This window comes from Cytophagaceae bacterium ABcell3 (assembly GCA_030913385.1).
In the GTDB taxonomy this organism is placed as follows: Bacteria; Bacteroidota; Bacteroidia; order Cytophagales; family Cytophagaceae; genus ABcell3.
Map to the genome: position 1 here is coordinate 2,654,076 of CP133159.1, position 17,867 is coordinate 2,671,942.

The window sequence follows — 17,867 nt, forward strand, 5'->3', positions numbered from 1 at the left end:
CTTATGGTTAAGAGCATAAGCCTTCGACAGGTAAGGTATGGCAAAAATGCCATAAAATACCTGACCCTTGTTCTGAAAAACATTAAGTCATACATCAGTTACCTGAAATGAAAGTATCTATAAGTTCTTTGACAGTGGGTACATTTCCATCTTTATATAGAGGGTCATGAGCAAAATTGTAGCTGTTATGTCCTGAGAATAACAACTCTTGTTCTATATCATGTCCGCAAATCAAGTTTTCTAGTGTTTTGAATATACAAAAGCTCCTTGGGTCAGCCCTACGCCCGGTTGAGTAATTCGTTTCAGGGTTTGCTGACCAGCTGCTGAATTTACATGCTGCCAGACAGCCTTTACAATTGGTCTGGTCTTTCTGTATTTCGGAAGCTTTTTCTTGGGTAACAAAAAGTAAAGTTTCATCAGGGGTTATTAACTTTTTGTTGTAGCCAGAAGCTTCCCAGCTTTGTGTTTTCAGATAATCTTTGTCACGGATATAAACCTGTGGCTTATGTTTAGAATAGAAGAAAGGAACAACAAAGCCCTCCTCTGCTTGTTCTTTATATTCTATTTGCCTTGAAGCTCTTTCCTGTAGCTCGGTCATAAATTGATTTTTTACGGCCGAAGAGTAAAATCCTGTTGAGCTATACTTGTTCAGTACGACATCACCTTTTTGCAATGAAAGAAGTTTTTCTTTCCACTGTTCCGAAATGGGACTTTCCTTTGTCAGCAAAGGTCTGGTTCCTAACTGAAAAGCTATTGGTGCAATTTCAGGGTTGTCTATCCAATCCTCAAAAGGTTTTAAGTCCCAAACTCCTCCAGCCATAATAATAGGGACGTGTTCTCTACCCAGTTTGTTCATCGCTTTTCTCAAACTGATAATGCGGTTTATAGGCGGTTCAGGTTGTGCAGGGTTTTCTTTATTGGTCAAACCATTGTGTCCACCTGCTTTCCATGGGTCTTCGTAAACCACTCCACCAAGAAGGTCTGGCACATTTTTATATGAACGGTTCCATAAGGCAGTAAAAGCCCGGTCGGAGGAAACGATAGGGTAGTAGTATACATTGTATTTAGCGGCAATTTCAGCCAAACGATATGGCATGCCAGCACCACAGGTGATTCCGTGGATCATGCCTTTGGTCTGTTTTAGCACCTCGTGTATGATGGTTTCTGCACCTGCTATTCCCCACAGGATGTTCATATGGATCCGACCTTTTCCGCCAGAGACTTTATATGCAGTCTTGATTTCTCTTACACTTCCGTTGATGGAGTGCTGTATAATTTCTGCGCTGCGGTCTTTACGGGTTTTTCCAGAAAATTCGAGGTGGTAATTGTTTCCTTCTTCGTCTCTTGCGGGAGGCATCACGCCAGACAATGTTCCTACGGCATCAGCGGCGGCAAAAGCCCCTGCGGTTTGCCCGTTGCTGACTCCTATTCCTTTCCCACCTTCTATAATCGGATAGACTTCGACGCCTGAGAGTTTTATTTTTTGTAGCTTTTTCATATTCAGATTTGTTCTTCCGTGGTTTCAGGTTTTGCATTTTGAAATCCAAGGTTTTTAAATAATTCCTGATCTTTTGTTAATTTGGTATTTGGTGTTGTTAAAAGTTTTTCTCCGGAAAAAATTGAATTGGCTCCGGCCATAAAACAAAGAGCTTGCTCAGATTCCGACAGCGACGATCTTCCTGCGGCCAATCTGATTCTTGAAGCGGGCATGACCATCCGCATGGTGGCAATGACCCGCAGGGTTTCCCAAATCGTTATTTTTTCTACATTCTCGAGTGGTGTTCCTTTTATGGGTACCAGTATGTTGACCGGTACAGACTCTGGGTGAATAGGCATGGTGGCAAAAGTATGGATCATAGATATCCTGTCTTCATTACTTTCTCCTAAGCCAAGGATCCCGCCAGAGCAAATATTTATACCTGCTTCCCGAATATTTTTTAGCGTTTCCAACCTGTCCATATAGTTACGGGTCGACACTACATTTTCATAATATTCGGCGCTTGTGTCTAGGTTGTGGTTGTATGCTGTCAAACCTGCTTTTTTTAGCTTTATAGCTAATTCCTTTGAGACCATTCCAAGAGAACAGCATACTTCCATGCCCATACCGGCTATGGCTTCTACCATAGTTGTGATTTTTTCGAGATCGCGATTGTCACGCAATTCTCTCCAGGCGGCGCCCATACAAAACCTGTTCGCCCCTTTTGTTTTCGCCTCGGCAGCCGCATTGACCACTTCTTCTGTATCCAACAGTTTGTGTGGTTTTAGTGAAGTGTCGTATTTTGCTGATTGGGAGCAATATGAACAGTCTTCACTGCATCCGCCGGTTTTAATGGAGATTAATGAGCAAACCAGAATTTCTCCCGGCTTAAAATGCTGCTTGTGCACACTCACAGCCTCGCTCATTAATTCCATTAGGGGCTTATGGTATATTTTTTCTATTTCAGAAATTTTCCAGTTAGTTCTTGTCATAATAGTATTTGGTTAACTGCACCCAAGACTGTTTCCACAGTTTAAGCACTTATAGCATGTGCCGTTTCTGATAGTAATATGTCCGCATACGTCACATATGGGTGCATCACCCATCATAGAACTAAGGTATTCCTGTGTCTGGTCTGCTGCCGTTTCTGCTTTTTCTGGTATATTTGCCGGCTTTAACACCTGCGGTGAAAGCTTTGCCTTTGCCGTTGCACCGTTGTTTGAGGGTGCTTTGTCAGGTTCTATATGTAATAAATCCTTACGGTCTAGGTACTCCCAAGCTAGCATCCTAAATATGAAATCTGGTAAGGAGGTAGCAAACTTGATATAAGGCTGCCCTTCTACAGAGCCAGATGGCTCAAAGCGGGTAAAGGTGAATTTGTCCACATACTCTTCCAGCGGAACTCCATATTGAAGACCTACAGAAACAGCAATGGCAAAACAGTTTAGCAGTGACCGATACGATGCGCCCTCTTTGTACATATCAATAAAGATTTCCCCTAAGGTGCCATCTTCATATTCTCCTGTTCGGATAAATACCGCATGCCCACCTATTTTTGCTTTTTGGGTGAATCCGCCCCTTTTGTCTGGAAGGGTTTTTCTTACCATGACCCTAGACAACTGCTGTTTAAATTTGGTGTCGTCTGACTCAGATAAAATTTTGTGCGCAGCTTCTAAAACAATTTCCGGCGTGAGGTTATCTACTAAGAGCGGCTCCAATGTCTGCTTTTCCTCTGTTTTTGCTTCCTCCTTTGCGGAGTCTTCTTTCTTGTCCGATGAGGTTGAAAGCGGTTGAGACATTTTGCTGCCATCGCGGTAAACTGTACAGGCTTTTAAGCCAAGCTTCCAACAGAGCTCTAGGTTTTCTTTAATTTCGTCTTCAGTTGCTTCGTTAGGGAAGTTGATGGTTTTAGAGATTGCCCCAGTAATGAATGCTTGGGCAGCCGCCATCATTTTTATATGTGCTTTGGGTTGTAAAAAGCGGGTGCCTTTGTTACCGCATTTATTTGCGCAGTCAAATACAGGAAGGTGTTCTTTCTTTAAATATGGCGCACCCTCTAATGTCATGGTACCACAGATAAAGTTATTTGCCTCTTCTATTTGCTTGTTGGTAAAGCCAAGTGCTTGCAGTAAGTTAAAATCTGGCTTTTGGTAAATAGCTTTGTCGAAACCTAGCCGGTCCATGCACGACGCTCCCAACATACTACTTGTAAAGACGAAGTTTAGGTGAAACGCTGATTTTAACGATGCTTCTAATGTGCTTATCTCTTCAAGGGTAAATCCTTTTTGAAGCAAGGTTTCTTTGTTAATATGGGGAGCTTTTGTGAAGCTTGCAGAACCAGTTGCATATGTTATAATGGCGTCTGCTTCGGCTTTGCTATACCCTAAAGACTTAAGCGCAGCAGGTACTGCTGAATTTATGATTTTAAAATAGCCACCTCCAGAAAGTTTTTTGAACTTGACCAATGCAAAGTCCGGCTCAATTCCTGTTGTGTCGCAGTCCATAAGTAACCCAATAGTTCCGGTAGGTGCCAGTACAGTAGCTTGGGCATTTCTGAATCCATACTCCTGACCACTTTCTAATGCTTCGTCCCACACCTGACGGCTGGCTTTAAGAAGATAATCTGGGCAATAATTGTTGTCAATTGCCATGGGGGTAATGCTTAGCCCCTCAAAGGTCTTACTTGCATAAGAAGCAGCCCGATGGTTTCGGAGCACCCTGAGCATATGTTTTTTATTTTCCTCATACCGCTTAAATGGCCCAAGAACGGATGCAATTTCAGCAGAAGTCTTGTAAGCCGACCCAGTCATAATTGAAGTTATAGCTCCTGCCACAGCTCTGCCCTGGTCGCTGTCATATGGAATGCCTGCCGACATCAGCAGACCACCTAAATTGGCAAACCCTAGACCCACAGGACGGTATTCGTAAGATAGCTGGGCAATTTCTTTTGTTGGATATTGTGCCATCAATGTGGTAATTTCAAGTACGATAGTCCAGAGCTTACATACGTGCTGGAAATTTTCTACCTGAAACTCATTGGTGGTTTCGTTCCAAAACTTTCTTAGGTTTATAGAGGCTAAGTTGCATCCGGTATTGTCCAGAAACATGTATTCTGAGCAGGGGTTGGAAGCCTTAATTGGGCCACCTTCTGGACAGGTATGCCATTGATTTATTGTTGTGTCAAACTGAACGCCGGGATCTCCACACTTCCAGGCAGCAGAAGCTATTTGGCTCCATAGTTCAGATGCTTTAATCTTATCAGTACATTCTCCGGTGCTTCTTGATTTTAATTCCCAGTCTTCTGAATTGTGGAGCGCTCTAAAAAAGCTGTCGGGAATTCTTACCGATATATTTGCATTTTGACCTGAAACAGTTTGATAAGCTTCTCCTTCATAGTCTGCCGAATATCCTGCTGCTACCAGCGCCGCGACTTTCTTTTCTTCCTCAGGTTTCCAGTTTATTAAATCCGATACTTCAGGATGATCTAGGTCAATGCATACCATTTTGGCAGCTCTTCTTGTAGTCCCCCCAGATTTAATTGCGCCGGCGGCTCTGTCAGAAACTTTCAGAAATGACATCAGTCCAGAGGAGTATCCGCCACCAGAAAGTTTTTCATTGACTGAGCGAATGCGTGAATAATTTGTGCCGGCACCAGACCCATATTTGAATATTCTGGCTTCTTTGACCATTAAATCCATTATCCCACCTTCATTCACTAAGTCATCTTCTACAGAAAGGATAAAGCATGCGTGGGTCTGAGGTCTTTCATAAGCCGATCCTGATGTTTTTAAAGTTTCGGTTTCAGGATCTGTATAGTAGTGGCCTTGTGATGCGCCTTTTATACCATAGGAGCTGTGTAATCCTGTATTGAACCATTGCGGTGAGTTTGGAGCGGCCATTTGGTTTAGCAGCGAATAGGCAATTTCTTCATAAAAAGCATCAGCGTCCGCTTTGCTGTTAAAATAGCCGTATTTCTCTCCCCAAGCCCTCCAGCAATTTGCCATACGGTGGACCACTTGTTTTGCAGAATGCTCGGCACCGCCCTTGCCTCCATGTTTCTCGGTAACACCCGTTTTCCTAAAGTACTTTTGGGCAAGAATGTCTGTGGCAACTTGCGACCACCCTTTAGGGACTTCAATATTCTGCATTTCGAATACAAGTTCACCAGTAGGGTTCCTTATGGATGATTTTCGATTTTCATACGAAAAGGAATCGTATACATTTTTTCCCGGTTGGGTAAAAAATCTTTTGATTCGGATTCCTTTAGACTTGTTTTTGTGGTTGTTTGCTGTTTTTGTCATAAAAAAAACCTTAGTAAATTTTTACCATATTTTGGTTTTAAATTAGGATTAAAGGAGTTTTTTATCCTTTTCTCTGCCCATATAAACAAAGGTATCTTATTGTTTTCGACATTAAAATGATCTATCTCATTGTCGGCGGGGGAAAGGGACAGTACATTTGCTAAATATAAAGCTGATCTCAGAAGTCGGTTGCCTTTTCTGACCACTGCCACACAGGTAGCTACTTCTAGTAAGCTTTATCGGTTCTGTTAAAAAATCTGGTTGCCCGGCAGGTGCTGATTACTGCCGGGCTCAGGTTTGCCTAAAGGATACTCTATTATCACATTATAATATAATGCCTGAAGAACAGTAGCCGGTAACAATTTACCTATTCAAGATGAGTACAAAGCATAGTTTTATTCGCCTAACTAAAATCTTTGAATTTCAAACTGCCCACTGTCTTTTTAATTATGAGGGTGCATGTAGAAATATTCACGGACATTCTTATAAACTTTACGTAACTGTAGGGGGTAAGGCCGCACAACTACCTGCGCAGCCTAATGACGGTATGCTCGTTGATTTTAAACTTCTCAAAACAATTGTTCAGCGACATGTGATAGACTTGCTGGATCATGCGCTTGTTTTGAACGAAGCCATGCCGAAAAAACACTTGGAGGCTATTGAATCTTTGGGGGTGAAAGTGAACTTGTTTCCTTTTCAGCCGACATGTGAAAACTTGATAGGCTATATTGCTAAGGTGGTTCAGGAGCATTTGCCTGAGGAGGTAGTGCTGAAGTCGTTAAAGTTGTATGAGACGGAAACCTCTTATGCCGAATGGCTTATAGAAGACAATTTTTGAGTAGCTGTCAAATCGATGTTGAAGTGTGCGCCTGCATTTTCTTTCCTGTCCAAAGCAGATTTTATAATTGTTTCAGATATGGTGGCCATATTGTAAGCTTCACATAATGGTAGGGAGGTTATGTTTTTTAGGTTTTCCTCTATACGGCTTTTTATGTTGCTTAGTACCATTGCTGCATGTTCCATTTTTTTGGAGGACCTGAGAATAGATGCAGAGAAGGTCATAATATCTTTAATCTGTTCTATGTAAACAGAGGTTTCTTCATCTACAAAAGGCGGTATAGGTTTTAATTTTGTAGGCAATTTGCTCATGGTAAGGGTACCCTCTGTCTTAAAATGTTCACAAATGTTGTGAGCGAATACCAAGGCTTCTAAAAGTGAGTTGGACGCCAGTCTGTTAGCGCCATGTAGGCCTGTGCAAGCGGATTCTCCGCAAGCATATAAGTTTTTGATGCTTGTTTGACCGTGAATATCAGTTTTGATACCTCCGCACATGTAATGTGCTGCCGGGACTACAGGTATGAGGTCGACAGAAGGATCGATACTTTTTGATAGGCAGGCATTGGTAATGTTCGGGAAATGCTCTATAAATAAGTCTTTGTCTATTTTTCTGCAGTCTAGCCAAACATGACGAAGTGTGCTGTTGTTGATCTCATTGTCAATGGCCCTAGAAACAATATCGCGTGGCGCAAGGCTTCCCCTTGTATCATATTTGGGCATGAAGTCTTCCCTTGATTCATTTCTTAAAATAGCGCCCATACCTCTCACTGCTTCTGATATTAGGAAAAGAGGATTCCTGTTTTCTTCATATAGTGCAGTTGGATGAAACTGTATGAACTCCATGTCTTTAGTTTCGGCTCCCGCCCTTATGGCCATGGCTATACCATCGCCAGTAGCAATGGCAGGATTGGTGGTGTAACGGAACACTTGGCCTGTTCCGCCAGTAGCAAGAATGGTTTTACTTGCCGTAATAGTTTGCATTTTACCGGTTGCAGTATCAACAGCCCAAAGACCAGAACATTCATTTTGTTCGTTGATGATCAGATCTAAAGCAAAGCTAAAGGTAAACACCTTGATGTTTTTTGACTTTCCTGTTTGTCGGATTAGCTTTTTCTGAATTTCAAACCCTGTAGCATCCTTGTGGTGCAGGACTCGATGGGCTGAGTGTCCCCCTTCTTTAGCCAAATGTAGAAAACCCTGGTCTGTTCTGTCAAATTCTATCCCTTCATTTATTAACTCCTTTATACGTAAGGGAGCAGTTTCAACGACCATGCGCACAATTTCGGGGTCACAAAGCCCATCTCCTGCAATGATTGTATCTTTGATATGATGCTGGCTGGAATCTGTAACAAGGTCTGTTACGCAGGCTATGCCCCCTTGGGCATATCTTGTATTGGTTTCCAGTGACCCTTTTTTTGTAAGCACTATAACTTCCTTGTCAGGAAAGTCCTCACTTAGTTTCTGGGCTAGAAATAAACCTGCGATACCAGATCCTACAATTACAAAATCCGTCTTTATCATTTTTATACATTGCTTAAATCGAACATCTTTTTCAAAGCTTTCTCTGCTTTTGCACGGGTGTCTTCTTTGAGCGAAATTTCTGGCGTTTCCATGTATAGGCAGTTGTAAAGCTTTTCTAAGGTGTTCATTTTCATATAAGGGCATTCTCCGCAATTACATGAAGTGTAAAACTCTGGTGGTGCGGGTATTAATTTTTTGTCAGGAATCAGTTTTTGCATTTGGTGAAGAATGCCTGACTCAGTCACTATGATGTAAGTGTCAGTTTCTTTGTCCTGTACAGCATAATTGATTATAGAGTTGGTAGACCCGATATGGTCTGCTATCTCTATTACTATGTGTGCACACTCTGGGTGTGCCAAGATTTTGGCTTCAGGATGCTCCTTTTTGAGTTCTAGAATCTTTTTGGCAGAAAAGGTTTCGTGAATAAAACAGCTTCCATCCCAAAGTAGCATGTCCCTGCCCGTCTTTATATTAATGTAATTACCCAAGTTCTTATCTGGGGCAAATATGATTTTCTGTTCAGGAGGGAGCGAATTGACAATACCTAGCGCATTGGAAGACGTGCAGATAATGTCACTCATGGCCTTGATATCTGCCGAACAATTGATATAGGTGATTACCAGGTGATCAGGGTGGTTGGCTACAAATTTACTAAAAGCCGCTTCTGTGCAATGATCTGCCAACGAACACCCAGCTTCTGGATCTGGTAGTAAAACTTTTTTGTTTGGTGCCAGTATTTTAGCGGTTTCGGCCATAAAAGCGACGCCCGCAAAAACAATAATATCCGCACTGGACTTTGCGGATTCATAAGATAAAGCTAAACTATCGCCGATAAAGTCTGCTATATCTTGAATGGCAGGATCCTGGTAGTAGTGTGCCAGGATCACTGCATTCTTTTCAGCCTTAAGCTTTTCTATCTTTTTTTGCCAGTTCATTGCTTCCCTGAATTAGCTTTGATTAATCTCATAGTCGTCATGAGCATATACATAATTACTGCAATAAGTATAAAAGCTACGCCTATCAAACTGTAAATAAAGATTTGTAGGGGTGAGGCAGATTGGTTCTGAGGAGCTACAACAGCAGCTTTTTCTTCTGCTTTGTCTACTGTAGCCTCTTTGGTTTCTTCTTTTGCGGGAGCACTTTTGTCGCCTATATAAGCAATGAGATCCTTAACACTCTCATCATCTAGGTCTTTATGGTCTGGCATCATTACCTTGTTGAACTTTTCATATAATGCCACTGCTTCCTCGTCTCCTGCTTCTATCAAACTGGCTGGCGATTGTATAAATTGGATTAGCCATTCTTCTTTTCTGTTAGTATGCACATCTTTCAGGTCGGGGCCTACAAAATCACCTCCGCCTATTTTATGGCATGATTTACATCTTGTGTCAAAAATCTTTTGACCATTGGCTAAATCTTGAGCTGATAATTTTACTGTAAATATCAGCATTAAAATTCCGGTGGCTGTTGCTAATGTTTTCATGGTTGTGCTTTTTTTGTGCAAGTAATGAAGATTTGTCTTCGTAGAAAATGATATATATCAATGTGTTTTTATTTTACTGTATATCAGTTGAATAAAGTTGATAATAAAATACTGCTATGTCTTTTTATCTTTTAATGTCAGACCCTTTTATGACCTGGGTCATTATTTTTTAAGGGACTTGGCTGTATTTTTAGGATTATTAAAAAAGTACTATTATGATAGTGATTATTGGTGCAGGTATTTCTGGGCTTACTTTGGCTTATGAGTTACAAAAACAAGGAAAAGCATATACTTTATTAGAAGCTAGAGATAGGGCTGGAGGTTATATTCAAACATCCTACCATCAGAAAACTATACTAGAGCATGGTCCAGGTTCTATATTGGCAGATCCGGAGACGGTAGCTTACCTTGAAGAGCTCGGCTTGAAAGCAGAGCTGGTTTATCCTGAAAGCGCAGGAAAAGTCAGGTATATATTTAAAAATGGAAAGGTTCGGCAAATGCCTGACTCTCCTAAAAGCTTTTTTAAGAGCAACTTTTTTAGCTGGGGCACTAAAGCAGCATTGGTGGGAGAGCTATTAAATAGAAAACAGCCCCGTAACAATGAAGAGACGGTAGGTGAATTTTTTGAACGCCGCTTTAATAAAGAGATTGTTGATTATGCAGTGGCACCGTTTGTATCAGGTATTTACGCAGGCGATCCTTATCGTTTATTGATAAATAAAACTTTCCCTTTTTTGAAGAAATTTGAAACTGAACATGGCTCTATTATTAAGGGGATAATGAAGTCTGGTAAAAAAGGGAAAAAGGTGGCCAAAGTACCCTTATACTTTAAAAGTGGGATGGCTAGCTTGCCTGTAACTATTGCGGATAAACTTGACAATATAAAGTACAATGCAAAGGTTAAAGGCATACAGAAAAGAGATAATCGTTTTCAGGTCGAATATATTTTAAATGAAACTTCACAAACAGTTTCAGCTGATAAAATTGTTCTGGCCCTTCCGGCTTTTGCAGCCAGTACATTTCTTTTTGAATCTTATCCTTCGGTAGCGGAAGATTTGAATAAAATCAACTACCCCGCCATTGTTAAAGTTTTTCACACCTTCAAAAAGTCAGACATTGGTGTTCCTATCAATGGTTATGGGGTTTTATACCCTAAGGTAGAAAACAAGCCCTTGCTTGGAACACTTTGGAACTCATCTGTTTACCCTGTTTCAAGTTCTAGTGATGAAGTGCTTATGACAAGTATTGCAGGAGGTGTTTTAGATCCAAGAGTGATTAATGAATCTGACGAGGAGATAATGGATAAGGTATTGGCTTTAATAAAAGAAACATACCAAATAAAAGGTGGTCCTGTAGTAAGCAAAGTGCTTAGACTGGAAAAAGCTATACCTCAATATGATAAAGAGATGAACAAAATAGATCAGTTGGTTAAAGAGTTGGAAGGTGAAGACATGTTTGTTTGTGCCAATTGGCATGGCGGCCCGTCGCTTACTGATTGTATGAGAAAAGCTGTGGTACTTGCCAAGCAATTGTAGGGGTGTCTTTTGCCACTCGTATTGAATGGCAAAAGACCTAAATAAAACAGCTAAACAGTGAAGTCTATAGGAGTATTGCCACCATTTGCTGAAGGTAGAATTAATAGAGCAATGTTTTTTTGATGAAGTTGGAGGTTTGGTCTAGACTTTAGTATAAAAAGTAGCAAATCTGTGGCCTGTTCTTGTATTTGCCTTACCAATTAAAATGTTAAGGGTTAATATAATAATCCATTTTATTTATATTTACTTTTGTTAAACTTTAAGAGTATATTTAAATGGATTGCCCACTGAACATACTTTTCATTGCTTCAAAAGTAAATAAATGGCTGATTTTGCAGAAAAATATATAAACCCTTTTACCGATTATGGTTTTAAGCGTCTGTTTGGGGAAGAACCCAATAAAGACTTGCTTCTTGACTTTTTAAATGTGCTTTTAAAAGAAGAACAAGGAGAAATAATAGACTTGACCTATCTTAAAGGAGAACAGTTAGGCGCAAACGAAGTGGACAGAAAAGCTATTTTTGACCTTTACTGTGAAAATGAGAGAGGTGAAAAATTTATCGTAGAGCTTCAAAAAACCAAGCAGAATTTTTTCAAGGACAGAACTGTCTATTACTCAACTTTCCCTATACGTGAGCAGGCAAAACGTGCAGATTGGAACTATGAATTAAAGGCTGTTTATACAATAGCCATTCTCGATTTTGTGTTTGACGAAGACAAGCATGAGCCTAATAAATATCGTTATGATATCAAGCTATCTGACATAGAGACCAAGAAAGTATTTTATGATAAGCTGACCTTCATATATCTCGAAATGCCAAAGTTCAACAAGACCATTGATGAACTGGAAACAAGGTTTGATAAATGGCTGTTTGTATTAAGAAACCTCAACAAACTAGATCGAGTGCCTGATAGATTGCGAGAACATATATTTGAAAAACTCTTTGAAACAGCTGAAATTGCAAAGTTTACACCTGAACAAGTCCAGTCTTACGAGGACAGTCTAAAGTATTACCGTGACCTAAAAAATTCTCTGGACACAGCTAAAGAAGAAGGTAGAGAAATTGGTAGAGAAGAAAGAGCGCTTGAAATAGCTAAGGAAATGATAAAAGAGCAAGAGGGTATAGATAAAATCATTAAATATACAGGTCTGACAAAAGAGCAAATTGTTAAGTTGAAAAATAGTCAGGTTTGACTCAAGCTGGTGACATCTATTTAATTTGTTTTTGTTATGCTAGCTTTACGTGTGTGCTAAATTATTAAACGAAGACCTCGAAATGCCAAAGTTCAACAAGACCATTGATGAACTGGAAACAAGGTTTGACAAATGGCTGTTTGTATTAAGAAACCTCAACAAACTAGATCGAGTGCCAGATAGATTGCGAGAACATATATTTGAAAAACTCTTTGAAACGGCCGAAATTGCAAAGTTTACACCAGAACAAGTCCAGTCTTACGAGGACAGTCTAAAGTATTACCGTGACCTGAAAAATTCTCTGGACACAGCCAAAGAGGAAGGTAGAGAAGAAGGCAGAGAAATTGGTAGAGAAGAAAGAGCGCTTGAGATAGCTAAGGAAATGTTAAAAGAGCAAGAGAGTATAGATAAAATTATTAAATATACAGGTCTGACAAAAGAGCAAATTATTAAGATAAAGAACAGTCAATACTGAATAGGCTGTATCCTTTCGACCAAAAGACAAGCTTTTTTATGATCTCCTAAAACTCCTTGAACCTAACAATATTGGATAATACCATGCACAATGTTAGGTGGTTAAGTTTGAGTTTTGTATCTCCGTTTATAACAAGATCACATTTTCAAAGTTACCGAGACAGGTGTAAACTGGGTAATACAATGAGATCTCCTTCTTCATTAATTTCTACAATAATTGTAGTTTCTCGCTATTTAAGTATAGCAGGCTTTTTTTTATCAGGCTTGACTTTAGTTGGTTGGTTTCTTGAAATCGATAGGTTGAAAAGGTTAATTTCCAATAGTCCTATGATCAACCCTGTTGAAAGTATATTATTTATGCTTTCAAGTTTTGCTGTTTTTATAATAGTGCGAAGGGGGTATTCTAAAAGGATAAAACGTTTATCTCAGGGTATTGCTGTTTTAGTAGGTATAGTTGGATTTGAAGCTTTAATTGAAACCCTAGCAGATTTTGATTTTCATATCGGGGAGTTACTGTTTTATGATCAACTGTATGATGAAAGAAGGCAAGAACTTACTTTAATTGCCCCAAATGCCGCCTTTAACTTTATACTTCTTTCTTTTGCTATTTACTTCGTTGATTATCATAAATCCCGAAGGCCTGCGGAGCCTTTTTGCATAGCTATTACATTAATTTCTTTTTTAAGTTTTTATGGCTATGTATATGGAGTGACGTACTTGTATGGGATCGCTTCGTTTATTCCTATGTCATTTATTGCTACTTTGTTGTTCTTAATGATGTCTCTCTCTGTTTTATTTTGTCGACCTTATAAAGGATCCATGGCTTTATTGATTGGGGAAAGTCCTGGAGAAATTATTTTTTGGCGATTTTTGGCCTTGTTTCTTCCTTTAATTTTTGGCTACATCCGTTTGGCTGGGGAGAAAAACAATATTTTTTCTGCACAATTTGGTGCAGCCTTAACTGCTTTATTTTCTTATTCGATTGCTATGTTTTTGTTAGGGCGGAAAGCGGTAGTGAAGCATAGGCTGAAAAAAGAGAAAAGGAAAACACAAAGGACCATGAAAGAGGATGCTCGGCGCTTAAAGAGTATTTTCAATAATAGTACGACAGTTATGTACATAAAAGATAAAGAAGATCGCTTTGCTTTGGTAAATAATCAGTTTCAGAAAGTTTATGGTTTAAGAAAAGATGAGGTATATGGGAAAAGTATTGCAGAAGTTAATGCCCAAAGAGATGATCTGGAGCTTCCGGACAAGGATCAAGAAGTGATTTTGAAAGGTGTCAGTACTAGTACGGAAGAACGTGTGAAAGTAGGGGAGAAAGTATATACTTTCGTTACGGTACGTTTTCCATTAATTGATCTAAGTGGTAAGATCTATGCTGAGTGCAGCATATCGACGGACATATCAAAACAAAAAGCGTATGAATTGGAAATTATTGAAGAAAAGAAGAAGCTCAAGGCAATTGTAGACAATGCTGGACAAGGAATATTGTTAATAGATCCTAATGGCGATATCGATCTTTTTAATGACAAGGCAGCGAAAATCGCAGGTGTTACGAAGCCTTTGGAGGTTGTTTTGCGGGAGTATCAGGTGTACTACCCAGATACAGAGGAACCCATTCCGTGGGATCAAAGGCCGGCAGCTCGTTGTCTTCGTGGGGAAAAAGTTGACGATATGGAGCTGGTTATTAAAAACCCTAACTATGATGAACCAAGAAGGCTTTTGGTAACGGGAAGGCCGATTATTAAAGAAGATAAAGCAATAGCAGCAGTAGTTATATTTAAGGATATTACGAATAGATATAAGCTAAGGCAAGCAATTGTTGAGAATGAAAAACGTTTAAAGGCTATTTTGGCTAGCCTTGGGGAAGGGGTAGTGGTTGCTAACAACAAGGGAGAGTTTATCCTTTTTAACAAAAGGGCGGAAGAGATCTTAGGCAAAGGGGCAATGGATATTGAACCAAGCCAATGGACAAAGAAGTATCACGTCTATGACCCTGAAACAGGAAAGGAATTTGCCTGGAAAAACCTTCCATTGGCTAGGGCATTGAAAGGAGAGGCTAGCGATGATGTGGAAGTTTTAATAAAGGCACCGGAATATGAAGAAGGGAGAATCATCAGTATCACCGGACGGCCTGTTAAAGATGAATCAGGAAATATTTCTGCAGCAGTTGTAGACTTTAGGGATATTACAGACTATAAACACCTAGAAGAAGTGTTTGCTGTAATTAAAGATAAATACAATTTTGTGTTGGATGAAGTAGATAAATTTTAAATTACAGCTTCAAATAAGGAATGAAATACAATCTTTTATGAAAGATAAAGCTTTTTGCGATAAGCTGATTAAGTTCTTAGGAATAGGCAAGGAAGCATTTGGAGATCTATATTCTAGGCTAGAACCTCAAGAATTAAGTAAGCATGAGTATGTTTTACAGGAGAATGAGGTTTGTAATTGTATTGGCTTGGTGTCCAAGGGTTCCTTACGGACTTTTTATGTAAATGAAAATGGTGACGAAACGACATTTTTGTTTCATTTCAATCATGAACTGGAAGACTTTGTTTTTACAGATTATGAAAGTTTTTTGATGCGAAATAGTTCTCGGTTAAATATTCAAGCACTAGAAGATTCCACTGTTTATTTTATCTATTACAATGATTGGCAGGCTTTGCTCAGCTCGGGTGCTTATTGGCAAGAGTTTTCTAAAAGAATGACCGAAAAGGTCTTTCTGGCTGCTAAAAGGAGGGTTGAAGACTTGTTGTATTACTCACCTGAAAGCCGGTATCAAAAGCTTCTTCAAGAAAACCCTCTTGTTTTTCAAATATTTCCGCAAAAGTATATTGCAAGCTATTTGGGCATTACCCCTCAATCATTAAGTAGAATCAGGAAACGGATAGCTGTTAATTAGGCGACATCAAAAATTACCTAACAACTAACTTTAATTAACTTAAGTGAACGATTTTGACTTTTTGCATTGGTACTTTTGTTAAAAAAAACAAATGCAAGAATCAATTGACATAATCGGTGCAGGAATTGGTGGGTTGACAACCGCACTCGTTCTTAAGCAGAAAGGTTTTCGAGTGAGGGTTTATGAGGGTTCAAGTGAATTAAAGCCAGTAGGAGCAGGTATAATTATGGCCAATAATGCTATGCAAGTATTCAAGGAGTTGGGGTTGCATAGTAGCATTGAACAAGCGGGAAATGAAATTTCATGCATGAAGATTACCGATGCTCACCTTAAAAGCCTCTCTGTTGTTGATCTGTTGGAGTACAAAAGAACCTATGGAGTCCAAAATACTGCAATTCATAGGGGGAACCTCCAGAAAATTTTATTGGATGCAGTCGGTCTGGAGCATGTAGTACTAAATAAGCGACTGGTTAAAGTTGAGCAAGCCCAAAACTTTCGTTTGACTTTTAACGATCAATCAACAGTAGAAAGTGATTGGCTTATAGGTGCTGATGGAATTCACTCGGTTGTTAGAAAGCAGTTGTTCCCGAAAACTACCTTGAGAGATGCTGGGCAAATTTGTTGGAGAGGTGTTTGTGATATGGAGTTGCCAAAAAAATACCATAATGAACTTAATGAAGCTTGGGGTAAGGGAAGACGTTTCGGCTTTGTTAAAATTAGCGAAAGCAAAAATTACTGGTATGCATTGGCCAATGCGGAAAAAATAGAACATGGTCATTTAACATTGAATGAGCTTTTTAAAGGTTTTCATCCGGATATTTTAGCCCTTATTTCAGCAACGCCCAATGAACACATTTTTAAAGATATGATTTTTGATTTAAAACCCATGGACAAATGGCATATCGGTAATGCTTGCCTAATTGGTGATGCAGCCCATGCTACTACCCCTAATATGGGACAAGGCGCTTGCCAAGCCATAGAGGATGCTTATGTATTGGGAAAACTAATTGATGGTGGGCTTGAAGCAGCTTTTAAAGGGCTGGAGCTTATTAGACGTAAAAAGGCCCATGCAGTGGTAAATACTAGTTGGACAATTGGGAAATTGGCACATATAGATAATAACTTGGGGGTATGGTTGAGGAATAACCTGATGAAGGTGATGCCTAAATCTGCCAATAAGAAACAATTAGATATGATTTTTAAACTGGATTGATATGGTTATTATAATTGCGGTAATTTTGTGTCTAGTTTTTCTGTTTTTGGCAAGCCTCCATATTTATTGGGCGGTCGGTGGAAAGTGGGGGAGCGATGCTGTTTTGCCAACTAAAGACAATCGAACGAAAGCTATAATGCCTGGGCCTCTGCCTACATTTGCCGTAGCATTTGGTTTATTATGTTTTGGGTTTATAATCCTGAATAGTGTTTTTGAACTAGGTGTACAGTTTCCTTTGTGGCTAGATGTTATTTTTAGGAAAAGTATCTGGGGAATTGTAGTTATTTTTCTTTTAAGGGCTGTGGGGGACTTTCGTTATGTAGGTTTTTATAAAAAATATAAAAATACACCGTTTGGGAAGATGGACACTAAGTATTACTCTCCTTTGTGCTTAGGCATATCATTGTTAACAATGGCAATTGCACTTTTTAAATGATAATTGTTTTATTTATGAAATAAATTTATTTGTTTTGTATGTTATTTAAAAGGCAATGGGGTTTGCCTGGAACCGCCTTCAAAAGCTGATAACTCCTACTTTAGTAATTTTAAAACAATTACAAGTTATCAGTATGTACTTCTTCAAAATTAGCCAATTTTCAATTCTTTGGTTTTCTATTTTTCTGGGATTAAGCTCATGCATTACAAATCAAACCATGCATGTCCAAAATAGTGCGCTTCAATCAGACTGTTTTAGGGAGCAGCACTTACGTCAGCCTGAATTGGCAGAACCTATTCCCGATGATGTAGGCTCTACCTTGCTGGATCGTTTCTCTTATGAGAGCCTTGTTGTGGCTAACTCTATTGCTGTGACTGATTTTCTGTACCAGTTGGTTGAAAATGAAATGGAAATTAGTCCACTGGGAAATGTAATATTAAACGTTTGCTGGTGTGTTCAATCATTATTATTAAATAACTAAATCTAC

The 17,867-nt window shown here is 39.4% G+C and carries 15 protein-coding genes and 1 riboswitch; of the genes, 9 read left to right on the top strand and 6 right to left on the bottom strand.

Translation table 11 applies throughout. The annotated features are described in order from the left end of the window. Window positions 1–94 precede the first annotated feature (94 nt). The 3 genes from RCC89_10815 to RCC89_10825 are packed head-to-tail and all read right to left on the bottom strand — an operon-like array spanning window position 95 to window position 5,778. Window positions 95–1,498: a nitronate monooxygenase gene (locus RCC89_10815; GenBank protein WMJ73650.1), complete on the bottom strand. Its 1,404-nt coding sequence runs from the start codon at window positions 1,496–1,498 to the stop codon at window positions 95–97. A 2-nt stretch (window positions 1,499–1,500) separates the two neighbouring features. Then, complete coding sequence (gene bioB, locus RCC89_10820; GenBank protein ID WMJ73651.1) at window positions 1,501–2,469, bottom strand: biotin synthase BioB; 969 nt, start codon at window positions 2,467–2,469, stop codon at window positions 1,501–1,503. 12 nt (window positions 2,470–2,481) lie between these two features. Then, window positions 2,482–5,778, bottom strand: a complete 3,297-nt coding sequence (locus RCC89_10825; protein ID WMJ73652.1) for a vitamin B12-dependent ribonucleotide reductase — start codon at window positions 5,776–5,778, stop codon at window positions 2,482–2,484. 376 nt (window positions 5,779–6,154) lie between these two features. On the opposite strand from RCC89_10825, the gene RCC89_10830 reads away from it, so the two are divergent. Continuing rightward, window positions 6,155–6,616 carry a 6-carboxytetrahydropterin synthase gene (locus RCC89_10830; GenBank protein ID WMJ73653.1) on the top strand — a complete coding sequence of 154 codons (462 nt, stop codon included), beginning with the start codon at window positions 6,155–6,157 and terminating at the stop codon, window positions 6,614–6,616. On the opposite strand, the gene nadB is transcribed toward RCC89_10830, so the two are convergent. Genes nadB through RCC89_10845 form a run of 3 tightly spaced genes read right to left on the bottom strand, consistent with a single transcriptional unit; the run spans window position 6,583 to window position 9,619 of the window. Then, complete coding sequence (gene nadB, locus RCC89_10835) at window positions 6,583–8,136, bottom strand: L-aspartate oxidase (GenBank protein ID WMJ73654.1); 1,554 nt, start codon at window positions 8,134–8,136, stop codon at window positions 6,583–6,585. The genes RCC89_10830 and nadB overlap by 34 nt on opposite strands. 2 nt (window positions 8,137–8,138) lie before the next feature. Then, on the bottom strand, window positions 8,139–9,071 hold the full coding sequence (gene nadA / locus RCC89_10840) for a quinolinate synthase NadA (protein ID WMJ73655.1): 933 nt from the start codon (window positions 9,069–9,071) through the stop codon (window positions 8,139–8,141). Then, the gene (locus tag RCC89_10845) at window positions 9,068–9,619 is read right to left on the bottom strand and encodes a cytochrome c (protein ID WMJ73656.1); all 552 of its coding nucleotides are present in this window, start codon (window positions 9,617–9,619) and stop codon (window positions 9,068–9,070) included. The genes nadA and RCC89_10845 overlap by 4 nt, the downstream gene beginning before the upstream one ends. Window positions 9,620–9,834: 215 nt before the next feature. Here RCC89_10845 and hemG point away from each other — a divergent pair, with 215 nt between their 5' ends. From hemG to RCC89_10885, 8 genes are all read left to right on the top strand, one after another. Further along, window positions 9,835–11,154, top strand: coding sequence for a protoporphyrinogen oxidase (gene hemG / locus RCC89_10850; GenBank protein WMJ73657.1), 1,320 nt, complete (start codon window positions 9,835–9,837; stop codon window positions 11,152–11,154). A 322-nt stretch (window positions 11,155–11,476) separates the two neighbouring features. Continuing rightward, window positions 11,477–12,349, top strand: a complete 873-nt coding sequence (locus RCC89_10855) for an Rpn family recombination-promoting nuclease/putative transposase (protein ID WMJ73658.1) — start codon at window positions 11,477–11,479, stop codon at window positions 12,347–12,349. Window positions 12,350–12,431: 82 nt separating this feature from the next. Next, window positions 12,432–12,824: a PD-(D/E)XK nuclease family transposase gene (locus RCC89_10860; GenBank protein ID WMJ73659.1), complete on the top strand. Its 393-nt coding sequence runs from the start codon at window positions 12,432–12,434 to the stop codon at window positions 12,822–12,824. A 182-nt stretch (window positions 12,825–13,006) separates the two neighbouring features. Next, entirely contained in the window at window positions 13,007–15,100 is a 2,094-nt protein-coding gene (locus RCC89_10865) for a PAS domain-containing protein (GenBank protein ID WMJ73660.1), read from the top strand. A gap of 37 nt (window positions 15,101–15,137) precedes the next feature. Further along, window positions 15,138–15,731: a Crp/Fnr family transcriptional regulator gene (locus tag RCC89_10870; GenBank protein ID WMJ73661.1), complete on the top strand. Its 594-nt coding sequence runs from the start codon at window positions 15,138–15,140 to the stop codon at window positions 15,729–15,731. Window positions 15,732–15,822: 91 nt separating this feature from the next. Then, complete coding sequence (locus RCC89_10875; protein WMJ73662.1) at window positions 15,823–16,944, top strand: FAD-dependent monooxygenase; 1,122 nt, start codon at window positions 15,823–15,825, stop codon at window positions 16,942–16,944. 1 nt (window position 16,945) lies between these two features. Then, window positions 16,946–17,380: a DUF3995 domain-containing protein gene (locus tag RCC89_10880; GenBank protein WMJ73663.1), complete on the top strand. Its 435-nt coding sequence runs from the start codon at window positions 16,946–16,948 to the stop codon at window positions 17,378–17,380. A 42-nt stretch (window positions 17,381–17,422) separates the two neighbouring features. After that, a riboswitch (Fluoride riboswitch) is annotated at window positions 17,423–17,485 on the top strand. A gap of 112 nt (window positions 17,486–17,597) precedes the next feature. Further along, complete coding sequence (locus tag RCC89_10885) at window positions 17,598–17,861, top strand: hypothetical protein (GenBank protein ID WMJ73664.1); 264 nt, start codon at window positions 17,598–17,600, stop codon at window positions 17,859–17,861. Window positions 17,862–17,867: the final 6 nt, after the last annotated feature.

What these genes read in the sequence shown, in the direction of transcription:
- RCC89_10855 (WMJ73658.1), top strand. Translation starts at nt 11,477, where the DNA reads ATGGCTGATTTTGCAGAAAAATATATAAACCCTTTTACCGATTATGGT.
- bioB (WMJ73651.1), bottom strand. Translation starts at nt 2,469, where the DNA reads ATGACAAGAACTAACTGGAAAATTTCTGAAATAGAAAAAATATACCAT.
- RCC89_10885 (WMJ73664.1), top strand. Translation starts at nt 17,598, where the DNA reads ATGCATGTCCAAAATAGTGCGCTTCAATCAGACTGTTTTAGGGAGCAG.
- RCC89_10845 (WMJ73656.1), bottom strand. Translation starts at nt 9,619, where the DNA reads ATGAAAACATTAGCAACAGCCACCGGAATTTTAATGCTGATATTTACA.
- RCC89_10830 (WMJ73653.1), top strand. Translation starts at nt 6,155, where the DNA reads ATGAGTACAAAGCATAGTTTTATTCGCCTAACTAAAATCTTTGAATTT.
- RCC89_10860 (WMJ73659.1), top strand. Translation starts at nt 12,432, where the DNA reads ATGCCAAAGTTCAACAAGACCATTGATGAACTGGAAACAAGGTTTGAC.
- hemG (WMJ73657.1), top strand. Translation starts at nt 9,835, where the DNA reads ATGATAGTGATTATTGGTGCAGGTATTTCTGGGCTTACTTTGGCTTAT.
- nadA (WMJ73655.1), bottom strand. Translation starts at nt 9,071, where the DNA reads ATGAACTGGCAAAAAAAGATAGAAAAGCTTAAGGCTGAAAAGAATGCA.
- RCC89_10880 (WMJ73663.1), top strand. Translation starts at nt 16,946, where the DNA reads ATGGTTATTATAATTGCGGTAATTTTGTGTCTAGTTTTTCTGTTTTTG.
- RCC89_10875 (WMJ73662.1), top strand. Translation starts at nt 15,823, where the DNA reads ATGCAAGAATCAATTGACATAATCGGTGCAGGAATTGGTGGGTTGACA.
- nadB (WMJ73654.1), bottom strand. Translation starts at nt 8,136, where the DNA reads ATGATAAAGACGGATTTTGTAATTGTAGGATCTGGTATCGCAGGTTTA.
- RCC89_10865 (WMJ73660.1), top strand. Translation starts at nt 13,007, where the DNA reads ATGAGATCTCCTTCTTCATTAATTTCTACAATAATTGTAGTTTCTCGC.
- RCC89_10815 (WMJ73650.1), bottom strand. Translation starts at nt 1,498, where the DNA reads ATGAAAAAGCTACAAAAAATAAAACTCTCAGGCGTCGAAGTCTATCCG.
- RCC89_10870 (WMJ73661.1), top strand. Translation starts at nt 15,138, where the DNA reads ATGAAAGATAAAGCTTTTTGCGATAAGCTGATTAAGTTCTTAGGAATA.
- RCC89_10825 (WMJ73652.1), bottom strand. Translation starts at nt 5,778, where the DNA reads ATGACAAAAACAGCAAACAACCACAAAAACAAGTCTAAAGGAATCCGA.